This is a genomic window from Stutzerimonas stutzeri RCH2 (assembly GCF_000327065.1).
Classification (GTDB): domain Bacteria; phylum Pseudomonadota; class Gammaproteobacteria; order Pseudomonadales; family Pseudomonadaceae; genus Stutzerimonas; species Stutzerimonas stutzeri_AE.
Window position 1 is genome coordinate 3089216 of the sequence record NC_019936.1, and the last position, 19132, is coordinate 3108347.

General features: G+C 58.8%; 20 protein-coding genes, 1 tRNA gene and 1 pseudogene. 12 read left to right on the forward strand and 10 right to left on the reverse strand.

Annotation, left to right across the window (positions count from 1 at the left end; genetic code table 11):
* Positions 1-14: 14 nt before the first annotated feature.
* Together PSEST_RS14080 and PSEST_RS14085 are read left to right on the forward strand one after the other, a co-directional pair.
* A complete protein-coding gene (locus PSEST_RS14080; protein WP_015277646.1) occupies positions 15-1493 on the forward strand; it encodes an MFS transporter in 1479 nt (492 codons plus the stop codon).
* Between the two features lie 252 nt (positions 1494-1745).
* Positions 1746-2018, forward strand: a pseudogene (locus PSEST_RS14085) (HigA family addiction module antitoxin); the annotation flags it as partial.
* Positions 2019-2169: 151 nt separating this feature from the next.
* Here PSEST_RS14085 and PSEST_RS14090 read toward each other — a convergent pair.
* From PSEST_RS14090 to PSEST_RS14100, 3 genes are all read right to left on the reverse strand, one after another.
* Positions 2170-3741: a DUF262 domain-containing protein gene (locus PSEST_RS14090; RefSeq protein WP_015277648.1), complete on the reverse strand. Its 1572-nt coding sequence runs from the start codon at positions 3739-3741 to the stop codon at positions 2170-2172.
* Positions 3734-4747 carry a putative phage abortive infection protein gene (locus PSEST_RS14095; RefSeq protein ID WP_015277649.1) on the reverse strand — a complete coding sequence of 338 codons (1014 nt, stop codon included), beginning with the start codon at positions 4745-4747 and terminating at the stop codon, positions 3734-3736. The genes PSEST_RS14090 and PSEST_RS14095 overlap by 8 nt, the downstream gene beginning before the upstream one ends.
* 70 nt (positions 4748-4817) lie before the next feature.
* Positions 4818-5093: a hypothetical protein gene (locus tag PSEST_RS14100; RefSeq protein ID WP_014851980.1), complete on the reverse strand. Its 276-nt coding sequence runs from the start codon at positions 5091-5093 to the stop codon at positions 4818-4820.
* Between the two features lie 146 nt (positions 5094-5239).
* Here PSEST_RS14100 and PSEST_RS14105 point away from each other — a divergent pair, with 146 nt between their 5' ends.
* The 8 genes from PSEST_RS14105 to PSEST_RS14135 all read left to right on the forward strand — a co-directional run bounded on the left by PSEST_RS14105 (position 5240) and on the right by PSEST_RS14135 (position 9695).
* Positions 5240-5521, forward strand: coding sequence for a hypothetical protein (locus PSEST_RS14105; RefSeq protein ID WP_015277650.1), 282 nt, complete (start codon positions 5240-5242; stop codon positions 5519-5521).
* Positions 5514-5768: a hypothetical protein gene (locus PSEST_RS14110; protein WP_015277651.1), complete on the forward strand. Its 255-nt coding sequence runs from the start codon at positions 5514-5516 to the stop codon at positions 5766-5768. Before PSEST_RS14105 ends, PSEST_RS14110 begins: the two co-directional genes overlap by 8 nt.
* Positions 5761-6150 carry a hypothetical protein gene (locus PSEST_RS14115; RefSeq protein ID WP_015277652.1) on the forward strand — a complete coding sequence of 130 codons (390 nt, stop codon included), beginning with the start codon at positions 5761-5763 and terminating at the stop codon, positions 6148-6150. The genes PSEST_RS14110 and PSEST_RS14115 overlap by 8 nt, the downstream gene beginning before the upstream one ends.
* Before the next feature lie 87 nt (positions 6151-6237).
* Positions 6238-6534: a hypothetical protein gene (locus PSEST_RS14120; RefSeq protein WP_041756702.1), complete on the forward strand. Its 297-nt coding sequence runs from the start codon at positions 6238-6240 to the stop codon at positions 6532-6534.
* A 67-nt stretch (positions 6535-6601) separates the two neighbouring features.
* Complete coding sequence (locus tag PSEST_RS14125; RefSeq protein WP_015277654.1) at positions 6602-7882, forward strand: hypothetical protein; 1281 nt, start codon at positions 6602-6604, stop codon at positions 7880-7882.
* Entirely contained in the window at positions 7879-8877 is a 999-nt protein-coding gene (locus PSEST_RS14130) for a tyrosine-type recombinase/integrase (protein WP_015277655.1), read from the forward strand. Before PSEST_RS14125 ends, PSEST_RS14130 begins: the two co-directional genes overlap by 4 nt.
* Positions 8878-8928: 51 nt before the next feature.
* Positions 8929-9099 carry a YhfG family protein gene (locus PSEST_RS21840; RefSeq protein WP_015277656.1) on the forward strand — a complete coding sequence of 57 codons (171 nt, stop codon included), beginning with the start codon at positions 8929-8931 and terminating at the stop codon, positions 9097-9099.
* The gene (locus tag PSEST_RS14135) at positions 9099-9695 is read left to right on the forward strand and encodes a putative adenosine monophosphate-protein transferase Fic (RefSeq protein ID WP_015277657.1); all 597 of its coding nucleotides are present in this window, start codon (positions 9099-9101) and stop codon (positions 9693-9695) included. Before PSEST_RS21840 ends, PSEST_RS14135 begins: the two co-directional genes overlap by 1 nt.
* A 77-nt stretch (positions 9696-9772) precedes the next feature.
* On the opposite strand, the gene PSEST_RS14140 is transcribed toward PSEST_RS14135, so the two are convergent.
* From PSEST_RS14140 to PSEST_RS14160, 5 genes are all read right to left on the reverse strand, one after another.
* Positions 9773-9848 (reverse strand) — tRNA-Thr (locus PSEST_RS14140).
* A gap of 91 nt (positions 9849-9939) precedes the next feature.
* Complete coding sequence (locus tag PSEST_RS14145) at positions 9940-10701, reverse strand: DUF3618 domain-containing protein (RefSeq protein WP_015277658.1); 762 nt, start codon at positions 10699-10701, stop codon at positions 9940-9942.
* Complete coding sequence (locus PSEST_RS14150; protein ID WP_015277659.1) at positions 10698-11123, reverse strand: phage holin family protein; 426 nt, start codon at positions 11121-11123, stop codon at positions 10698-10700. The genes PSEST_RS14145 and PSEST_RS14150 overlap by 4 nt, the downstream gene beginning before the upstream one ends.
* Positions 11120-11878, reverse strand: a complete 759-nt coding sequence (locus tag PSEST_RS14155) for a hypothetical protein (protein WP_015277660.1) — start codon at positions 11876-11878, stop codon at positions 11120-11122. Before PSEST_RS14155 ends, PSEST_RS14150 begins: the two co-directional genes overlap by 4 nt.
* 445 nt (positions 11879-12323) lie before the next feature.
* Positions 12324-14402 carry a glycoside hydrolase family 5 protein gene (locus PSEST_RS14160; protein ID WP_015277661.1) on the reverse strand — a complete coding sequence of 693 codons (2079 nt, stop codon included), beginning with the start codon at positions 14400-14402 and terminating at the stop codon, positions 12324-12326.
* A 536-nt stretch (positions 14403-14938) separates the two neighbouring features.
* Between PSEST_RS14160 and PSEST_RS14165 the strand changes: the two genes are divergently transcribed.
* Complete coding sequence (locus PSEST_RS14165; protein ID WP_015277662.1) at positions 14939-15151, forward strand: DUF2945 domain-containing protein; 213 nt, start codon at positions 14939-14941, stop codon at positions 15149-15151.
* 3 nt (positions 15152-15154) lie between these two features.
* Positions 15155-15736, forward strand: a complete 582-nt coding sequence (locus PSEST_RS14170; RefSeq protein WP_015277663.1) for a DUF488 family protein — start codon at positions 15155-15157, stop codon at positions 15734-15736.
* A 48-nt stretch (positions 15737-15784) separates the two neighbouring features.
* On the opposite strand, the gene PSEST_RS14175 is transcribed toward PSEST_RS14170, so the two are convergent.
* Together PSEST_RS14175 and PSEST_RS14180 are read right to left on the reverse strand one after the other, a co-directional pair.
* Positions 15785-16621, reverse strand: coding sequence for a S1 RNA-binding domain-containing protein (locus PSEST_RS14175; protein ID WP_015277664.1), 837 nt, complete (start codon positions 16619-16621; stop codon positions 15785-15787).
* A gap of 41 nt (positions 16622-16662) precedes the next feature.
* Positions 16663-18993, reverse strand: a complete 2331-nt coding sequence (locus PSEST_RS14180; protein WP_015277665.1) for a glucose/quinate/shikimate family membrane-bound PQQ-dependent dehydrogenase — start codon at positions 18991-18993, stop codon at positions 16663-16665.
* Between the last annotated feature and the right edge of the window lie 139 nt (positions 18994-19132).

Here is a 19132-nt window from a genome sequence, read left to right on the forward strand (position 1 = left end):
ACCGAGGCTCGCCCGTGAAATCGTCTCTTCGCTGGCTGGTGCTGGGCATACTGTCCAGCGCCCTCCTGCTGATCGTCATCGACATGACGGTGATCTACCTGGCTCTGCCCAGCCTGACCTACGAGCTGCGTGCTTCCGCCACCGAAAAGCTGTGGATCGTGAACGCCTATGCCCTCACCGTTGCGGGCCTGCTGCCCGGTATGGGCGCGCTGGGCGATCGTTTCGGTCACAAGCGGATGTTCATCTCCGGTCTTGTGGTGTTCGGCTGGGCATCCCTCGGCGCGGCGTTCTCACCGACGCCCGAGATACTGATTGCCGCCCGTGTTGCGTTAGCCGTAGGCGCGGCCATGATGATGCCCGCAACCCTGGCGATCATCCGTCACGTGTTCGAAGACACGCGCGAACGCGCCCTGGCGTTCGGCATCTGGGCCGCTATCGCTTCGGGTGGCGCGGCGTTCGGTCCGGTGGTCGGCGGCGTGCTGCTGGAACATTTCTGGTGGGGTTCGGTGTTCATCATCAACGTACCCATCGTCCTGCTCGCACTGGTACTCGCGGTGATCTGGGTGCCGTCCAGACCCGGCAACCCGCAACGGCCTTTCGACCTGCTCGCTTCGCTGTGGGTCATGGGCGCGCTGGTTGGGCTGACGCTGGCAATCAAGGAGGCCGGCAAGGCGGACCCTTCCCTGCTGCAAGCCAGCGTGGCGGCATGCACAGCGGTCGTTTGCGCCCTGGCCTTCCTGCGCCGTCAGCGCCAGACCGCCGTACCGATGATCGATTTCACGCTATTCCGCGATCGAAGCTTCTCGGCAGGCGTGATCACTGCGTCGGTTGCCTCCGCCGCCTTGATGGGCATGGAGCTAGTGGTCAGCCAGCGGCTGCAGCTGGTGGTTGGCCTGTCGCCGCTGCAGGCTGGCCTGACCATTCTGCCGATTCCGCTCGGCGCCTTTATCGTAGGACCGCTTGCTGGGCTGGCGCTGCCGCGTATCGGCGCGGAGCGGATCCTCAGTACCTCACTGGCCCTGTCGGCAGCCGGCGCCCTGCTCTATTTGCTGGGCTACGCGGGCGAGCAATGGCTGCAGATCCTATCGTTCAGCCTGCTCGGGTTTGGTGTCGGCGCGGCGATGACCGCCGCCTCCAGCGCCATGCTGCTGCAAGCCCCAGCGGATCGAGCGGGCATGGCCGCATCGATTGAAGAAGTGTCGTACGAGCTCGGGGGTGCGCTAGGCATCGCCATCCTCGGCAGCCTGATGTCCGCGGTTTACGCTGCAGCCATCGTCACGCCGGGCACGATGGCGCTCCCCGACCTGGCACTCGACAGCCTCGATGGCGCCCTGATCGCCGCAGAAGCGTTGCCCGAAGCCATCGCGGCCCCGCTGATCAGCCTGGCAAAAGGTGCGTTCGACAACGCCTTTGCCGCAGTGATGATCGCAGTCGTCGCCCTGCTGGGTTTCACCTCGGTCGGCATCGCCATGTGCACCCGCAAGACGCGCTAACGTCCGCTCCGATTGCCGGAAACAAAAAAGGCCCGCATAGCTGCGGGCCTTTGATTTCATTGGTGCCGGAGACAGGAGTCGAACCTGCGACCTTCGCATTACGAATAAGCGCCACTTCCCTCGGCAGAAGCTGGAAGTCAGTAAAATCGGGACCTCCAGCGTATCTAACATGCCATTTAGTGTGGCTGATGCCAGACTTTGGCCTATTCTGGGACATCTGTGTGTTGGGCCATGAGGATTCTACTGGTGAGCATGCACAACCCTCCCCATCCTGGTGAGTTCATCACCAACATCTACCTGGAACCTAACGGTATCAGCGGTCGCGAGCTGGCGGAAAAGCTAGGTGTTGCCCCCTCTACCCTGAGCCGCGTCTTGAATGGCACCAGTCGCGTTACGCCGGAAATGGCATTGCGCCTGTCCGTAGCGCTTGGCCGCTCGCCTGAAAGCTGGCTGGCCATGCAGGATGCCTACGATCTTCGGGTTGCTCGCCAGCATGTTGGCAAACAAGCGATGCTGGAGCTCGCTGACGATGCGTACCTCGCCGAGGTTGTGCGCGCACGATGCGACGAGCCCACTGTACGACTTGATATTGATAGCCTCATCGCGCAAGCAGAAAGAACTAACTAACCAAAAACCGCTCTTCCCAGCCCCTGCCTCCCTTCATATCAGAGTGCACTCAGTCTATGTCTGCACTATCTCCATTATCGGCCAACTGAAGACTCATAAGCGCTTCAATACTGTAGTGACTTTGACATCCACATACAGACTCGATAAAGGACGAAACAAGATTTGCGCGATTGATAACAAAGCTAATTTCATCCTGCCTCTCAGCATCAAATACGCAATCATTACTTAACAATTGCTTTTCGAGCTCAACTCCAATCTCACTCGAGCCATTACGCTGGACATCTATAACAACGGAGATATTTTTATCAGCAATGTTATCCGGAGATATCCGACCGAATATCCTACTATCTTTAGCACCAATCAAGTCGAGTGGTATTGGCCGTCCTGATATGGCGGTACCACCGCTTACGGAAAGCAGGAGCAAAGCAAATGTTGTGCTACTAGCATTTTTCAAGTTAAATTTATCGAACAATAACCTGCTTATATCTATTTCGACTTGCACATAAAGGCTTACACGCGAGCCTGAGGCGAATTCGCGCACAACATTAAGATCCCTTGATATTTGACCAGTGCTAGCCCCACCAAAATACAGTGTAGCGGATGTATACCAAAACCATGAAAGCACCGCCTTTGATTGCTCATCGGAAAGCCCGCCAGACACTCTAAAAATCTCAACCAAGTAGGTCAGGAACAACCCATACGGTAGATAAGACGCGTCTCTTATTGGCAAATTGTTCATTATCCAAGACGCCGCACTAATAAATGCAGCACAGCTTTTTGACGCAGCCTCTTTTAACTCAACAGGGCTTAAGTTCCTCAGACGCTGTATATCTTCTTTATTAATCCCGAGATTTGCAGACGCTGCTATTGATCGGAGTATCATTTGTTCCGATATACCGCCAAAGCCAAGGGCAGTACAAGCTGCTTTTGTTTCCTCGATCTCGGCAGATAAATCGAACCCGTTACTCCATGTTGCGGCCATCATCAAATCAACAATTGTAAGCTTTCTGCCAGTACTATTTATTCGCTCAAATATGGGAGCAACTTCTTCGATTGACATATCCCCAATCTTAACAACCGCCACCTTGTAATCCTTCACCGAGCGAAGCAAGCGCTCTGCCCGATCAGTATAAATAACTTTATTTGGATGGTGCTCGTACTTCATGCATTGAAATATAAAGTCCCTAGTACTCATCAACTTATTTAATGGGAAAAGAGTAAGTTGATCATTTTCCCTAGGGTAGACGAAGCTTTCCGTCTCCAAGTCAAAATGGATATTCCAAATACTGCTTGCTGGCCCTCCCTCCCAAAAAATCGCACCACATAAAGTGGTGAGTCGTTGCTGGCCATCCAATAAGTAGTTTGTTGGGTAAACTGTATGTTCGTCATTCACCTGTAGCCCTGCAATGTCTCGCTCGCTCTTCAGCCGCTGCGAACTATTCCAAAGCAAAATACTGCCAATCGGATAGCCCTTATAAATACTATCCAATAACTTGAGCATATCGGCACGTTTCCATACAAAAGACCTCTGGAAACTAGGAAGCTTTATATCACCAGACTTAACCAAAAGAGCAAGCTCTTCTAAACGCAGCACTTCGGGCTTTGGGTCTCTTTTAGACATGTTGCTTGCCCCCATTATTTAAGTCGAAAATATCCAGGTGCTTAGGGTGAAGAACCGTTCTCGGACTTAAATTTTGCAAGACATCAAATTCCTTTAAAAGCCTTCCCATCTTTGGATGCCCCAGCTCCATCCCTTCCCTACCTGGAAGGCTGATCAGGGTAAGTGAGTTATAGAACAACCCAACAAGTTCGGGCTCAGAAAGTTGAGACCTTAAAATCTTTGCATATCTCTGCTTCTCACCTTCGTCTATCAGGTCCGACTCCTTGATAAACCGCAAAGCATGATACAAATTCCTAAAATAGTGCGAGTAATTATCGATATGCTGCTCGGCTGCAAGGGCATATGCTCTTCTGATTTTCTCCTCATGGTGCGCTAAGGTATCATCTAAGTAGTTATCGCAGCATGCAGTTCCACGCTCCAGGGCAGTTTCAAGATTGGAAATATCCGCAGCTTGCAGTCGTGACTTCATCGAATCAGGTATAGACCGCAGATCTCGTATTATGCGAATCTCTTCCCTGCTAAATTTATTAAGCGCACAAAAAGCAGGAAAGTCTGTATCGGACAGTATAATTCTTTCATGGAACGCCCTAAAAGCGTGCCTGCCATTATGCTGAAGATCTGATAGCTTCGACGTTATATCGCTATGCAACTTTATGAGCTCAAAAAAAGTACCATCAAAGCGGTTTTTATTTGCACCCTTTAATTGCTCCTCCAGCATACTTTTGGTTTGGCGTATTTCCCTACTTTGAAGAAATATTGTGAAAATTATTCCTGCAAATGCGCACCCTGCAAATAGAGCATTTATAGCACCGAACTTATCACCAAACTGACCTCGCACAGCATTTACATCTTGGGCACTATTTATGTCTGGATTACTATCTATCCAACTCCAGCCATAACGCCAAACAAAAAACACCATAAGCAGTATTAAAATGAGCAGCAACACGTCTAAAAACACTCCCCCATTCATCCTTAGAGGTAGCGTTTTGACTTTGCTTAGAGTCATTTTTGAATCCTTATCATGAGAACTCTTTAGATTTTTATGGTTGTGAACCATCGCCGAGCCGCTTCCGCTGTTATTTGCTGCCCGCGTTTTGTTCTGCCAACTTTAGGTCCGCTTCGGCGTAGGCCGGGCTGATCTGGCCCGACTCAGGCGCGATCTTTCCGCTTACCAGCCAAAGGGCATATTCAGGCGTGATCGCCAAGATGCCCTCGATGTCATCCTCGTTGACCCGTCGCTTGCCTCCCCTCAAGGCATACCACTTCTCGCGATCGATCCCGGTCAGCTCCTCGAGCTTCTTGGCCGTCAACGCCTTGGCATCCCAGATGGCTATAAGCCTGTCTCTTATCATTCTTAATTCGTCTAATAGATTGGTAAATAGTGCTACTAACTATCTGCCACTGCCGATATATTCGCATCATGTGATTAGCAATAGATACTAATCACTAAACACCCATTAACCACAGTTTATGAGCATTTCAGAGGCAGGGATAGGCGATGAGTACACAGCATCTGGACCAACCACCTTTCGACGTGAGCTTCGATCTGGACGGCAGACGAGTGATCTACCTCGACTGCCGTAACGCGCTCACCTGCAGCAAGGAAACATACGCTGCCATGAACGGCGTTTCGGTAGACACCGTGATTGCCTGGATGCAGAGCGGAACCATTCCCAGCGTGAAGATGGGCCGCCCTCGCCTAGTCAACCTCGCCCAAATCCGCGCCGATCTGGCCCAGGGCAAAACCGTCTTCGTGCCGGGGGATTACAAAGATGAGTAAGCCGAACGCGGACCAAACTGGCAGCAACGTTGTGCCCCTGGGCGCGGCCATCAGCAACCTGTGCAGCATCGTAACCTTCGCCTCGGCCAGCGGCATTCCGGTGGAGGAAGTCACCGAGTGGGTAGCGAACGGCACGCTCCCCAGCGTCACCTTCTCGGACTTCCGCATGGTGAACGTGGGCAAGCTGCGGGCGGACCTGCTGAGCGGAAAGGAGAGCTTCGCCGCGGGAGATTACAGCCATGATTAGCCAGCACGCTGTTGTGGATGCCTCCACCGCCCAGGGCTACATCGGCCAGACCGTTCTGGTTGAGCTGCACTGGGATGATGAGCCGGAATCCTACTGGTACTGCCTGCATATCGTCGGCATGGTGGTGCCGATGGAAGGCGTGTACGACCACGGGTATTTCCTGACCTTTGATCTCAACGCGCAGGAGTCCCACCCCAACGAAGTGTTCTTCTCGGACATTCGCACGATCAGGGCGATGCGGCACCGCGACCGGCATGGTTCCGGCAACGTACTGGGCCGTATCGCCCTTCCCAACTCTGCAAGGTCAAGGGCCGCGCTCCCGGCTCGTCGGAACAGCTTCACCGTTCCGGCGAACGGAAGCACGGGCGCAGCGCACCCTTGACCCTGCACGACCATGAACAGCCTATCGCTGGGAGTGTGGGGTAGCTTTTCCACCCCACACTCCCGAGCCCTCGGCGGCAAGAGCGGGATGACAAGGGCAGCGCCCTTGGTGTTCGTTCTCCAGCGCCGCGCCGATCTCCGCGTCCCGCACCCCTCTTTCGGTCTGGCCTGCCTTGCGCTCTGCATCGCCTGGGCTACCACGCCGCCGCCAAACCGCCCTCACCTGCCCGCCCTCACCCAGGAGCAACCCTGCCTGGATGACCCGACCGAACTGTTCGACTCGATTACTGGATTGAAGCTCTCTGGCGCGCGCACGGCTGCACAGCTCTACGCCGAGCGTAGCGAGCGCGTCGCCTGTGCCGGCGTGCGCGCGCCGCCCGGCTGACGTCCCTGTAACACGTCAGATAACCAGTTGTGGGTTCAGTGGCAAAAGCTCAATAAAGGTAAAACCGATGCAAGTTAAAGATTTCATCCGCGTTGACCGAACCACCGGCGAGGAAAGCAGCACCGGCCGGCTGTTCTTGGACATTGGCTATACGGGCTTCAAGGACCTGTCAGGCGTTCGCCTGTTGCGCTGCGGCGTCGATACGGTCCGCCAGCTGTACCGCGGGCTGATTCGCCCCGAGATCATGGCGCTGTTCGAGAAGCCGGGCGCGATGGTGGAGTTCGCCGGGCAAATCTGGCACTCGGGCCGTGTGGGCCGCGACTCAGGCTACCAGTACAAGCTGCAGAACGCAGACCTGGGCTTCATCCTGCTCATCAAAAACTTCAACGCCAAGCTGGAGCACATCGGGCCGCACCTGAAGATCGAGGTATCACCGCACGCCATCGACGAGCTGTCGCCGGAACGGCTGCAAGAGCGGATGGACTACTTCGCCGCTGCCGTGATGACCAACCGCGAACGCAACCAGTGTGCCGTCCACCTCGCCCTGGACCTGCAAGGCTGGAAACCTCCGGTCGATCTGGTGGCACGTCTGCATTGCCGGGCCAGGACGCACCGGGACATATCGGGCATCAGCCAGGTCGAGTGGGCCACCAAGTCCAGCGTCTACGGTCGCGGGGAAACGTCGATGTTCGGCTCGGCCAGTGGCGTTCAGCTCTGCATCTACAACAAGACCGAACAGGCCCGCGCAACGGACAAGCTCGACTTCTGGGAAAGCGTCTGGCGGCGTCGGGATTCGTTCGATGCGGCTGATCCGGACAACTACGATCCAGCCCAGGACGTGTGGCGGGTGGAGCTGCGCTATCACCATTCGGTGATCCAGCAATTCGCCAGCGGCTCGATTGACGTGAAGACCGGGGAAGCCATCGACACGGACTCCTTCGCCGCCTTCTCGGCCCATCTGGACGGCCTGTGGCGATACGGCCTGCGCCAGTTCAAGCTCATTGCTCGCCCTGGTTACTACGAGCCGATCTGGACACTGATGCGCGATGACGTGCGGGTAGATGTGGCCGTGGATTCGCTGGTCGATGACACCGAATACAAGCGGTACTACAAGACCTCTCGAGGCTTCTCAGGCAAGAACGTGGAACTGTTCCTGGGAAACTTCGTAAGCCTGCTGGCAAGGGAGCGGGTGGGCGCAAAAAAGGCGTTTGAGACGCTGCAGCAATGGGACTGTTGGCCGGTGATCCGTGACCACTACGCCGCCAAGGAAATGACCGAGCGTGACCTGTACAAGCACATCAAGGCACTGCTCGAGGAGCGCCACGTTCGCTGGGGGCGTGCTGTTTGATCACCAAGGGACCAACCGGCTGGGACGTGGATTTCTGGCTGGATAGAACAGCCGGCATCCGTAAGCGCAAGCGTGGCTTCCGCACCAAGAGCGAGGCTGAACGCTGGGTGGTCGATATGCGCCGGGAGTACAGCCACCGTGGCCGCGATCCGGGCGAACGCCTCGCCGATCTGGTGCAGGTCTGGTACGAACTGCATGGCGCCACGCTCAAAGATCAGAAGCGCTACGGGCGCACCCTGGCGATAGTCGATGCCCTGGGCAACCCGATTGCCTCCAGCTTCACCGCTCTGGACTTCAGCCGCTACCGGGCCGAAAGGCTCAAGAGCTGCACTCCGGCAACGGTGAACCATGAACACCGCTACCTGAAAGCCGTGTTCAACGAGCTGATCCGCCTGGGCGTCTGGCATGAAGCCAACCCGGTCGCCAAGCTGCGGCAACTGCGGGTCGATGAAACCGAGCTGACCTATCTCACCCTGGACGAATGCCGGTTGGTGCTGGATGAATGCGCCGCGTCGACCAACAGCCACACCCTGCCCGTAGCCAAGCTCTGTCTGGCTACCGGTGCTCGATGGGATGAAGCGGAGTCGATCACCCGTAACCAGCTGCTGAACGGGCAAGTTCGCTTCGCCAGGACGAAGAATGGCCGCGTGCGGACCATCCCCGTGCCGGATGATCTGGTGAAGCTGATGCTTGAGCGTGGCTACCCAGGATCGGGGCGGCTGTTCAGCTCCTGTCGATCGGCGTTCCGCAAAGCCTACGAACGCACCGGCCTGCACACACCCGGCCAGCTGACCCACATCCTGCGGCACACCTTCGCCAGCCACTACATGATGCAGGGCGGCAACATCCTCACGCTGCAACGAATCCTGGGTCACGGCGATATCAAGATGACGATGCGGTACTCGCATCTGGCGCCGGATCACTTCGCGACTGTTCTCAGTCATTCGCCATTGGCGTTGCTCGGCCAGAAGGACCAGCAAGACGCTGCGAATTAGCATCCGCTATTCCGCTATAATGACCCGCACACCGCGAACGAGGTTTTTGCTATGCCCGATCTGACCTTGGAAGAGAAGAAGGCCTACTACGCGAAGGTCCGCCAATCGAACTATGCCGCCAGCCTGCGCCTGGAAGGCTTCAATACCACACCAGCTGACGCTAAACGCGAACTCCCAACTCGCGAAGCTGCCCTGAGAGCCTTGCGCGCTCGGCAGGCCTGATGCTCGATAAGTACGGTGTCGGTCAGGATCCTCTCTGCTATCCAGGCACCACGGTTCTACGCAACCGCCTAGACCTGACCGATGACCAAGCGCTTCACGCTGCTGAGCGGACGCTTTCCGAAATCGCTGCAGGCTCCATTGACTTCGCCCTGCCTCCCTACGATCTCACCTATCTGCAACGGATCCACCGCACTCTCTTCGAAGATGTTTACGAATGGGCGGGAGAACTACGTACCGTGGACATATCGAAGGGCGGTACGCACTTCTGCAACGTCACCCGAATTGAACCGGAGGCTAAGAAGCTCTTCAGACAATTGGAGGCGGCCAACTGGTATGAAGGGATGTCACGGCAACAGTTGGTTTCCGCCGTCGCTGAACTCTATGGCGACTTGAATATGGTCCACCCTTTCCGGGAAGGAAACGGACGCGCGCAGCGGATCCTGTTTGATCACATCATTGTGAACGCCGGCTACGAGATCAGCTGGTGGCAGGTCGATGAGGGCGAGTGGATCCAAGCAAATATCGACGCGGTAACCTGTGACTATCAGACGATGACCAATATCTTCCAGCGCTGTATCGGTCAAGCGATCCGCTAGCGGGACAAGAAAGGGACACTTGTGAGACACCGGCCCAAAAACAAAAGGGCTAGCCGAAGCTAACCCTTTGATTTCATTGGTGCCGGAGACAGGAGTCGAACCTGCGACCTTCGCATTACGAATGCGCTGCTCTACCTACTGAGCTACACCGGCGCCGGTGGCGGATTATCGGGGGTTATGCGGTTGGACTCAAGACCGTGCGCTCCCGCCGAGACGGCAATCCGCCGCTCATGCCTGATGCCAGTCAGTGCGGCCGCGAAGCCGGTTGGCCATGGTCGCGTTCGAGGTCGTGCTTGACCTGGCTGGCCAATTGCTCGCCCTCGGCGCTGACCATTTCGTAACCTTCGCGGGCCTTGGCCTTGAGCTTGCCGGTCAGCTCGTCGCTTTTCTGTCCCATCAGTTCGTCTTCGCGACGGGTTGGCGGGACGGATGCGGCGAGCAGAGCACCCAGGGCGATGCCCATCGCTCCCAGGGCCAGTGGTTGCTCATTGAGCAGCTGCGAAAAGCCGCCACGAGCGCGATCGGCGGTGTGTCGCAGGCTCTCAGCGGCGTGCCGGCCAGAGTCGCTGACCCGATGGCGGGCGTTGCCCAGGGTACTGGAGGCATCGTGGCTCATCTGCGCTGCCTTGTCCTTGAGCCCGGTGCCCTGCTGCTTGAGGCCGGAGGCCTTGGCCGACAGCTTCTCCGTCATGGACGGACCAGTGGATGCGGTACTGGCGCTGTAGTCCGGACGACGATTCTGCCCGGCCATCAGCCAGACCAGCCCGATGGAGGTCAGCAGGGTCGGCACCGGATTGGCCTTCACCGTATCGGTAAGGTTGTGCAGGAACTCGCCACCACCACCTTTGGCATAGCCCAGCGCCGTATCGATCATCTGCCCGGGCGACAGCTTGCTCTCCAGTGCATGGACGATGTTGCCGATCTCGGCACGCTGCTGGTCGATCTCACGCTCCAGGGTGCTCGGGTCCTTCTGCGCTTCTAGGTCTACCTGATTATGCGTACTCATGCGTGCCCCCTGACGGCTTCTTTATCCTTCTGCAGCGAATGGATGGTGCGGTCGGGTTTGAACGAAGAGGCTTCGAACTTCTTCTTGCCCGCCGAAACCATGATCATCCCGATGACCACCACGACGACGCCTACGATCAAGGCGGCGAGCCACAGCTCCATCATCGTGGCGAGGAAGTAAACGGCCGACATAAGCAGAACAATGAAGCCCGCCAGCAGCACCGCACCACCGGTGGCGACGCTTGCCGCACCGGCTTTGGTAGCGCGGAGCGATTCGCTCAGTTCGGCTTTTGCCAATGCCAGTTCTTTGGTGAAAAGAGACGGCACTTCCCGGGTCAGCTGCCGTAGCAACCCGCCGACGGAGCTGTCCTGTTCGGGATTTACCGGTTCATAAGGCGTGTTGAGGTTACGTTGCTCGTTCATCGATTTAGCCCTCCGGTTGTGCCCTTGCCATTGGTGCCGATGCCGTTGCTGCTGCCGGTGGTGGACGACATGTTCGCGTTGCTGACACTACCGACCGTGCTGCCAGACGTGCCGCTGGAAACACGCGAATCGATTTCAGCCTGGCTGGGCATAGTCTCGGCGGTCACATCAGCCGGGACACCCAGCGGCGACGTGGGATGGGGTCGACTGGCGTCGGAATGACCGTAATCGGTCGTAGGTTCGCGAGCGCCGGCGGTGTCGGCACGATGGCTCGACGCGCGGGCGAATCGGGTCAGCCCGAAGCCGAGCGCCACGCTACCGGCGATGAACAGCGCGGGATTGTTGCGCGCAAGCCGATTGACCTCGCCTACCAGCTCGTCGACGCTTTTGCCGCGCAGGTTGTCAGCCAGGTTCACCATGCTTTGCGCGACGTCAGAGACGTAGCTGGAAAGCCCGGTGCTGTCCTGGTTCTCCAGCTCTGCTGCTGCAGCCTTGGCGCTCTGGGCGACTTTCTCAAGCTCGTCCGCCGCTGTGCCACGGTAGCTGTCCAGCTGCGCCTTGCCCTGATTCTTGACCTGCTCACCGGCGTCGCGCGCCTTGGCTTTGATGTCTTCGGTGCTGGGTGCGGAACCGGAAGTAGAGCTACCGGTGGCGCCCATCTGGGTGGATGGCTGGCCGGACGGAGAGCCCGTCAGCGGGGAGTCGGTTCTGGCTTGGCCGCCGTAACCTGTGATCTCTTCATCGGGTGTCGTCATTTTGTCCACCTTTTATAGGTTCATAGGATTTGGCCGGATGACCACGGTCCGTGAAGCACAGCAATGCGGGGTTGCCGCGGCCGTGCAGTTTCAGTGCGCACACTAATGGTGACCGGACCCCCAAAATCGAGTTCCGTGATTCTCGCCAGGTGGTCGCGCGCATTGGCGCCAGGTTTGCCCGACCGCTTTGGGCGAGACGGCCAAACCGCCTACAGCACTCGCTGATAGCGATGTGCCCGCGATTAGCGCGCAAGCTGCACGCCGCGTGGGCTGCACGCCAGACGACTTCAAACAAGCGAAACGGCGGAGGTTGCGGGCTGTTTGACTAATCGGTCAGCCAGGAGAGCAATAGCGCATCCTTGGCAAGCCGACGAGCTGCACCGCGCTTGGCAAGCAGAACGCAAAAACGGGCCCGAAGGCCCGTTCCTGTTTTGCTGGGTAGTCCTTACAGCGGACCGATGCTGGTGCAGCTATGTGCAGTCTTGGCGTGCTTTTGCAGTACCGGCAGCTGCGGGCGGTGCTTGCCACTGGTGACGTCCAGCGACAGTGCGTACTCACCCCACCAGGGACCTGCTGCCCAGTAGGTGCTGGGGATGCAGTTCTGACGCAGGTAGGTCATCAGGTTGTCAGTGGCGACGATGGCCGACGGCGAGAAGTCTGGGACGCCGTGCTCACCGATGTAACCGCGCAGCTTGTTCTGCTTCAGCCATTCAACGAAGGGCTTGACGCGATTGACACCAATCATCGGATCGAACTGCTCGGTCTTGTCGAAGTAGTTACCCGAGAAGTCCTTGTCGACATACATGTGCGCTTCGTACACCAGGTTGTTCTTCGGATCGCGCATCCACGGATTGGTGATCAGCTGGGTGTTGTAGTACGGCCAGTGGAAGGCACTCGACCAACGATCACCCGCTACGTAGATCCAGCGCTTGGAGTCAACAGTACGGATTGCCTGTGCAGCAGCCAGGGCAGCCTGAGGCCAGAGCCCGTTGGTGGAGTGCGGCTCGTTCATCAGGCCGTAGCCTTCGACCGCCGGATGGCTGACCACTTCCTGCACGATCTGCTTCCACACCGCGGCGAAGGAGCTGATGGGTACCTCATTGGAGCCGATCAACTTGCCGAAGTAACGGTAGTAGTTGTGCAGGTCCAGAATCACCTTGACGTTGTGCTTCTGGGCAAAGTCCAGCGACTGCTTCAGGCGCGCCAGCTCTACCGTGTTGAGCGGAGTGCCCAGCTTGGGCTGGATGCGCTCCCAGAGGAACGGCAGGCGAACCAGCGGCATGCCCAGGTCGGCGTACTTCTTGTAGTACGACTCGGCCGGATAGGTGTAGTTGGTGCCATGGGTGCCCGGAACTACCGAGGGACCAAAACCAGCACCGGAGAGGTTGACGCCGACCAGCAGTGGTTTGCCATTGGTGGTGTCCGGGGCTGAAGGCGCCGGAGCCGGTGTCACGGTGGTTGGAGGGGTTGTCACCGACGGCGCGGAAGGCGCGCTGCTGGCCGACTCGCTAATCACGGAAACGGTCTTTGGATAACCAACCGTGGAACCGTTGATGGCAGCTCCTTCGAGGAACACGCTCATGTTGCTGCCGACCTGCTGGGCGCGCAGGACCTTGCGCACCTGACCATCAGCGAGCCTTACCGAAGCACCCGCCTTGAACGCTGCGATGTTGGCACTGCTGGCCTGGATCGAGAAACCCGGAGAAGTGCGGTACACGCCGTTCAGCCAGTCGGTGTTCGTGAAGCTGTTCAGATTGCTGGTGGCGACCACTGAAGGCGCTGGAGCAGTGGGCGCAGGAGCGGTCGCGGTAGTAGTAGCCAGCGACAACTTGTTCGGTGCACCGACCACACTTCCATTCACCGCAGCGCCATCGAGATAGACGCTCATATTGGCGCCCGCTACTTGCACCTGGGTAACTTTGCGAACCTGACCATCGGCCAGTTTTACCGAAGCACCCACCTTGAATGCATTCTTGTTGGCGTCATTGGCTGGAATGGAGAAACCGGGCGACTTGCGCCATACCCCATTGAGCCAGTCAGTATTGGTAAACGCATTAATACTGGTGGAATGCGCAGCGACCGTTGCCGGTGCAGTCAGCGTAGGTGTGGAAGTAGCCGGAGCGGAAGTCGCTGTACCTACGGTACTGACCATCTGCGGAGCACCAACCTTGTTACCGTCCAGCTTGGCGCCTTCGAGGAAGATGCTCATGTTGCTGCCGACGATCTGCTGACGGCTGATCGTGCGAACCTGGCCGTCAGCCAGCTTCACCGAAGCACCCGCCTTGAATGCGGCCTGGTTGGCAGCGCTGGCCGGAATGGAGAACCCGGCGCCCGTGCGCCATATACCATTGAGCCAATCGGTATTGGTAAAGGCGTTGACCTTCGTCGAGACGGAGGCAGCTGCGACAGTGGTCGAAGCAGCAGCGTAAGGAACCGTTACAACGGTGACGCCGCCCATGAGGGCAGCCATGGCGATGGAAGCGACGAGTGCCTTGCGGGCACCGGAAAACAGGTTGGTGGACATTGAGTCTCTCCGGAACTTACTACTTCAAAGGCGGAGCCTTTAAAAAGTGACGGGAGGTCGATAAGTCGTGGGCGATGCTTTGAAAGGAAGCCGCGTTGTCACAACAAACGAACCGTTCTACAAGAAATTTTCCGCCGTCCACCCCCTGAACAAACCGGTAAATCGTCTTGCGTGGCGGCTTTATAATAGGTTCTAAAAAATAATGGAAATCCATGTGGCGTAAAACTATCGCCAATAAGCCGCCATATATTCGTCACCGATATTAAGTTGCCATTATATAAATAGGTGCAGATATCGATCTGATATCACGCTTAGCCCCCTTGCTAGAGGAACTTGTCGCTCTGGCTGCGACGGTTTTTTGAATCCGTCAACTTTCGAGCGGCATTAAATCCTATGATTTTCGCCCGACGAACGGCGCAACTTATTTGCTTAAGTAAGACGGTATTAATCCCGGACGAACCCTAAAAGCCGGGCAACCGTTGGCGCGCTTATGGGGTCAAAAAAGCAAGGTCCAACAGACGCAAACGGAGGTAGCGATGAGCCATAAATTCAAAGTCGGCGATCACGTGAGCTGGAACTCGGAAGCGGGACGGGTTCGCGGTCGCATTACTCGCGTTCACACGGCCGACACCGAGTTCATGGGCCGGACCCGGCGTGCCAGCCCGGATGCACCGCAGTACGAGATCAAGAGCGACAAGACCGATCACGTGGCGATGCATAAAGAGTCGGCGCTGACCAAGCTGGACTGACTCATGACTGACGCACTGACCGTCTGGACGATAGGCCATTCGAACCGCTCGCTGGACGCGTTCGTCGAGCTGCTGCAGCTGCACGGCATCGAAGCCATTGCCGATGTGCGCCGCTTTCCGGGCTCGCGGCGGCTGCCGCAATTCGGCGGCGAAGCGCTGCGTGGCGCATTAAGTGAAAAAGGCATCGGCTATGCCTGGCTCGAGGAGCTCGGTGGTCGCCGGCGACCTCTGAAGGATTCGCCCAACCTTGCATGGCGCAACAGCTCGTTCCGCGGCTACGCCGATCACCTGCAGAGCGCCGAGTTCGACCGAGGTTTGCATTGCCTGCTGGAGATGGCGGCGCGACAGCGTACGGCAATGATGTGCGCCGAGGTGCTCTGGTGGCGCTGCCATCGCTCGCTGGTGTCCGATGTGCTGAAAACCCGCGGCATCGAAGTGCTGCACATCCAGGATGACAAGCCGCCCGCGGCCCATCCGTTCACCGCCCCTGCCAGGCTGGTCGACGGCCACCTGAGCTATGCGGCGGGGCAAGGCGAGCCTCTGCGAAAGGAAGCTGGAAGCCGGCAGATCGATCTCGATCTGTAACGGCGTGCGCTGCGTGCGGGGGCGGCCATTGCAGCCGCCCTGCTTGGTTTAGCTGCGCTCGATTCGATCTGGATGGATGACGATACGGCCCTGTTTGTACAGGCCGCCGATGGCCTTCTTGAAGTTGCCCTTGCTCACGCCGAAACGGCGTGCGATTTCCTCTGCCGGGCTTTTGTCGCTGACATCCAGTGAACCCTGATTCTCCTCCAGCTTCTGCAGGATCAGCGCCTGCAGGGCATCGGTCGCCTCGCTGCCGACCGGTTGCAGGCTCAGGCTGATCTTGCCGTCTGCACGCAGCTCCTTGATATAGCCACGCTCGCGCATGCCGCCGCGGAGGAATTTGAACGCCTCGTTCTTGTGAATCAGGCCCCAATGCTGGCCGCTGATGATGGCCTTGAAGCCCAGGTCGGTCGCCTCGACGATCAGCAGGTCCACCGCCTCGCCCACCTTGTAATTGGCCGGGGTCTTTTCCAGATAGCGATCCAGGCGTGCGGTGGCGGTGATGCGTCGGGTGCGCTTGTCGATGTAGACGTAGACCACACAGTAATCGCCGACCTGCAACGGCCGCTTCTCTTCCGAGTGCGGCAGCAGCAGATCCTTGGGCAGCCCCCAGTCGAGGAACAGTCCGACACGGTTGATCTCGGCGACCTTGAGACTGGCGAACTCGCCGACCTGCACCTTGGGTTTCTCCGTGGTGGCGATCAGCTTGTCCTCGCTGTCGAGGTAGATGAATACGTTCAGCCAGTCATCCACCTCGGTCGGCGTGTCCTTGGGGATGTAGCGGTTGGGCAGCAGGATCTCGCCGTCCGGTCCGCCGTCGAGATAGAGGCCGAAACCGGTGTGCTTGACGATTTGCAGGCTGTTGTAGCGTCCGATTGCGGCCATGTGGGCGGTCCCGAATATAAAGGCGGCGATTCTAGCGCCAGTCAGCGTGGCAATGCATAGGCGATCACCGAATCACCGGCCTTGGTGCCCAGCGAACCGTGTCCGCCAGCGACCACCACGACCATCTGCCGGCCGGAGCGGCTCTGGTAGGTCATCGGCGTGGCCTGGCCTCCCGCCGGCAGACGCGCCTTCCACAATTCGCGTCCGGTCATTACGTCGTAGGCGCGCAGGTAGTAGTCCAGCGTGCCGCTCAGGAACGCGACGCCGCCAGCAGTAAGCATCGGCCCGCCGAGGTTGGGCACGCCCATCTTGAATGGCAGCGGAATCGGCGAGCGATCGCGTACGGTGCCGTTCTTGCGCAGCCAATGGGTCTTGCCGGTGCGCAGATCGGCCCCAGCCACATAGCCCCATGGCGGCGCGGTGCATGGCAGGCCGATGGGCGAGACGAAGGCCTTCAGCTCCACCGCAAACGGCGAACCGAAATTCTCGTTGAGGAACGGCTCCTGCTCGGATACGTAGGTCGTTTCAGCGTCCTCGCGCGGGATCAGTTTCGAGGTGAAGGCGAGATAGGCCGGGGTGCTGAAGACCATCTGCCGCACCGGGTCGACGGCCACGCCGCCCCAGTTGAACACGCCGAAGTTGCCCGGATGCACCAGCGTGCCCTGGGTTGAAGGCGGCGTGTAACGGCCTTCGTAGCGCAGGGAATGGAACTGGATATGGCACATCATCTGGTCGATCAGCGTGGCGCCCCACAGGTCCTTGCCCTGCAGCTTCGGCGGCTCGTAGGACAGCGCCGACGCCGGCTGCGTCTTGGCGACCCAGTCGCCTTCGGCCGCACCCTGCGGCGCGGGTACCTCGCGCACCGGCAGGATCGGCTCGCCGGTGCGGCGATCCAGCACATAGATGTCACCCTGCTTGGTCGGCGCCACCACGGCGGGAACCGGACCGTTCTCGGTCTGGATGTCGACCAGGCTCGGCTGCGCCGGCACGTCCATGTCCCAGAGATCATGGCGCACGGTCTGGAATACCCAGCGCAACTGGCCGCTGTCCAGATCCAGCGCGACGATGGACGATGAAAAACGCTCGCTGTTCTCGTTGCGCCGACCACCCCACTGGTCCGGCACCTGATTGCCCAGCGGCACGTAGACCATGCCCAAGGCCTCATCGGCGCTGGAGATACTCCAGCTGTTCGGACTGCTGGGGCTATAGGTCTGCCCCGCGGCGATGGGCTCGGTGGCGTCGGGGTTGCCGGGGTCCCAGTTCCACTTCAGTTGGCCGGTATAGACGTCATAGGCACGGATGACGCCAGACGGCTCCTGAGCACGCACGTTATCGTTCACCGCGCCGCCGATGATGACCAGATCCCGCGCCACCACCGGCGGCGAGGTGGAGTAATAGAAGCCTTCTTTCGCGTGGGGCATGTTTGCCCACAGGTCGATCTCGCCGTTGTCAGCGAAGCCGGGGCAGATTTCGCCGGTCTTGGCATCCAGGGCGATCAGCCGCGCGTCCGCCGTGGGCATGAACAGCCGCTGCCGGCAGGCCTGGACATCGCTGCCCTGCGGCGCAGCGTGATAGGACAGGCCACGGCAGGTCAGGTGCTGGCGGTTGACCGAGTGCGGCACCTTGGGATCGAAGCGCCAGCGCTCCTGGCCGGTTTCGGCATCCAGGGCGATCACCAGATTATGCGGCGTACACAGATAGAGGCTGTCGTCGACCTTGAGCGGCGTGACTTCGTAGGTGGTTTCGTCCGGATCATCCGGACCACGCAGATCACCGGTCTGGTAATGCCAGACCGGTTCGAGGCGGTCGACATTCTGCGGCGTGATCTGCGCCAGCGGCGAATAACGCTGGCCGTGCTGGCTGCGCCCATAAGCATGCCAGTCGCCCGCCGGCACGCTATCGTCCGCAGCAGGGGCTTGGGCCAGCGGAGCCGGCAACATGCCCTTGATGTCGTGGCCGTCGTGTCCCACCGCATACACCGTCGCCGCGCCCCAAAGCCCGACCGCCAGCATCAGCGGCAGCGCCGCACCACCCCAGGCACGAAAGCCGAAATGCTGCCAGCCGAGGCGCCGGGCGATCCACGGCGTCAGCAGCCACAGCCCGAACGGCGCGATGATGCTGCCGCGTGGCGCCAGCTGCCACCAGTCCAGCCCCACCTCGTAGACCGCCCAGCCGAGCGCACCAAGCATGAGCAATGCGTAGACCCACAAGGCGGTGCGACGTCGCATCAGCAACAAGACACCGGTCAGCAGGAATCCCGCCGCCACGATGGCGAAATACCAGGTACCGCCCAGGCTGACGACCTTGGCGCCACCGACGCCGAGTGCAATGCCAACGATGATGCAGAACAATCCGCTGATAACCACAGCCACGGCCCATCTCCCTCGATCTTGTTATCGAACCCGCCAGACTTCCGATGGCCAGCAGGCGTGGCCATCAATGAGAGTGGGACAGGCGATGGGCGGGAATGCTCCGTGGGATAAGAAGATTGGCGCGACACAGATGGTCGAC

What these genes read in the sequence shown, in the direction of transcription:
- PSEST_RS14145 (WP_015277658.1), bottom strand. Translation starts at nt 10,701, where the DNA reads ATGAGTACGCATAATCAGGTAGACCTAGAAGCGCAGAAGGACCCGAGC.
- PSEST_RS14090 (WP_015277648.1), bottom strand. Translation starts at nt 3,741, where the DNA reads ATGTCTAAAAGAGACCCAAAGCCCGAAGTGCTGCGTTTAGAAGAGCTT.
- PSEST_RS14110 (WP_015277651.1), top strand. Translation starts at nt 5,514, where the DNA reads ATGAGTAAGCCGAACGCGGACCAAACTGGCAGCAACGTTGTGCCCCTG.
- PSEST_RS14100 (WP_014851980.1), bottom strand. Translation starts at nt 5,093, where the DNA reads ATGATAAGAGACAGGCTTATAGCCATCTGGGATGCCAAGGCGTTGACG.
- PSEST_RS14105 (WP_015277650.1), top strand. Translation starts at nt 5,240, where the DNA reads ATGAGTACACAGCATCTGGACCAACCACCTTTCGACGTGAGCTTCGAT.
- PSEST_RS14115 (WP_015277652.1), top strand. Translation starts at nt 5,761, where the DNA reads ATGATTAGCCAGCACGCTGTTGTGGATGCCTCCACCGCCCAGGGCTAC.
- PSEST_RS14175 (WP_015277664.1), bottom strand. Translation starts at nt 16,621, where the DNA reads ATGGCCGCAATCGGACGCTACAACAGCCTGCAAATCGTCAAGCACACC.
- PSEST_RS21840 (WP_015277656.1), top strand. Translation starts at nt 8,929, where the DNA reads ATGCCCGATCTGACCTTGGAAGAGAAGAAGGCCTACTACGCGAAGGTC.
- PSEST_RS14150 (WP_015277659.1), bottom strand. Translation starts at nt 11,123, where the DNA reads ATGAACGAGCAACGTAACCTCAACACGCCTTATGAACCGGTAAATCCC.
- PSEST_RS14095 (WP_015277649.1), bottom strand. Translation starts at nt 4,747, where the DNA reads ATGACTCTAAGCAAAGTCAAAACGCTACCTCTAAGGATGAATGGGGGA.
- PSEST_RS14170 (WP_015277663.1), top strand. Translation starts at nt 15,155, where the DNA reads ATGACTGACGCACTGACCGTCTGGACGATAGGCCATTCGAACCGCTCG.
- PSEST_RS14160 (WP_015277661.1), bottom strand. Translation starts at nt 14,402, where the DNA reads ATGTCCACCAACCTGTTTTCCGGTGCCCGCAAGGCACTCGTCGCTTCC.
- PSEST_RS14165 (WP_015277662.1), top strand. Translation starts at nt 14,939, where the DNA reads ATGAGCCATAAATTCAAAGTCGGCGATCACGTGAGCTGGAACTCGGAA.
- PSEST_RS14155 (WP_015277660.1), bottom strand. Translation starts at nt 11,878, where the DNA reads ATGACGACACCCGATGAAGAGATCACAGGTTACGGCGGCCAAGCCAGA.
- PSEST_RS14120 (WP_041756702.1), top strand. Translation starts at nt 6,238, where the DNA reads ATGACAAGGGCAGCGCCCTTGGTGTTCGTTCTCCAGCGCCGCGCCGAT.
- PSEST_RS14125 (WP_015277654.1), top strand. Translation starts at nt 6,602, where the DNA reads ATGCAAGTTAAAGATTTCATCCGCGTTGACCGAACCACCGGCGAGGAA.
- PSEST_RS14135 (WP_015277657.1), top strand. Translation starts at nt 9,099, where the DNA reads ATGCTCGATAAGTACGGTGTCGGTCAGGATCCTCTCTGCTATCCAGGC.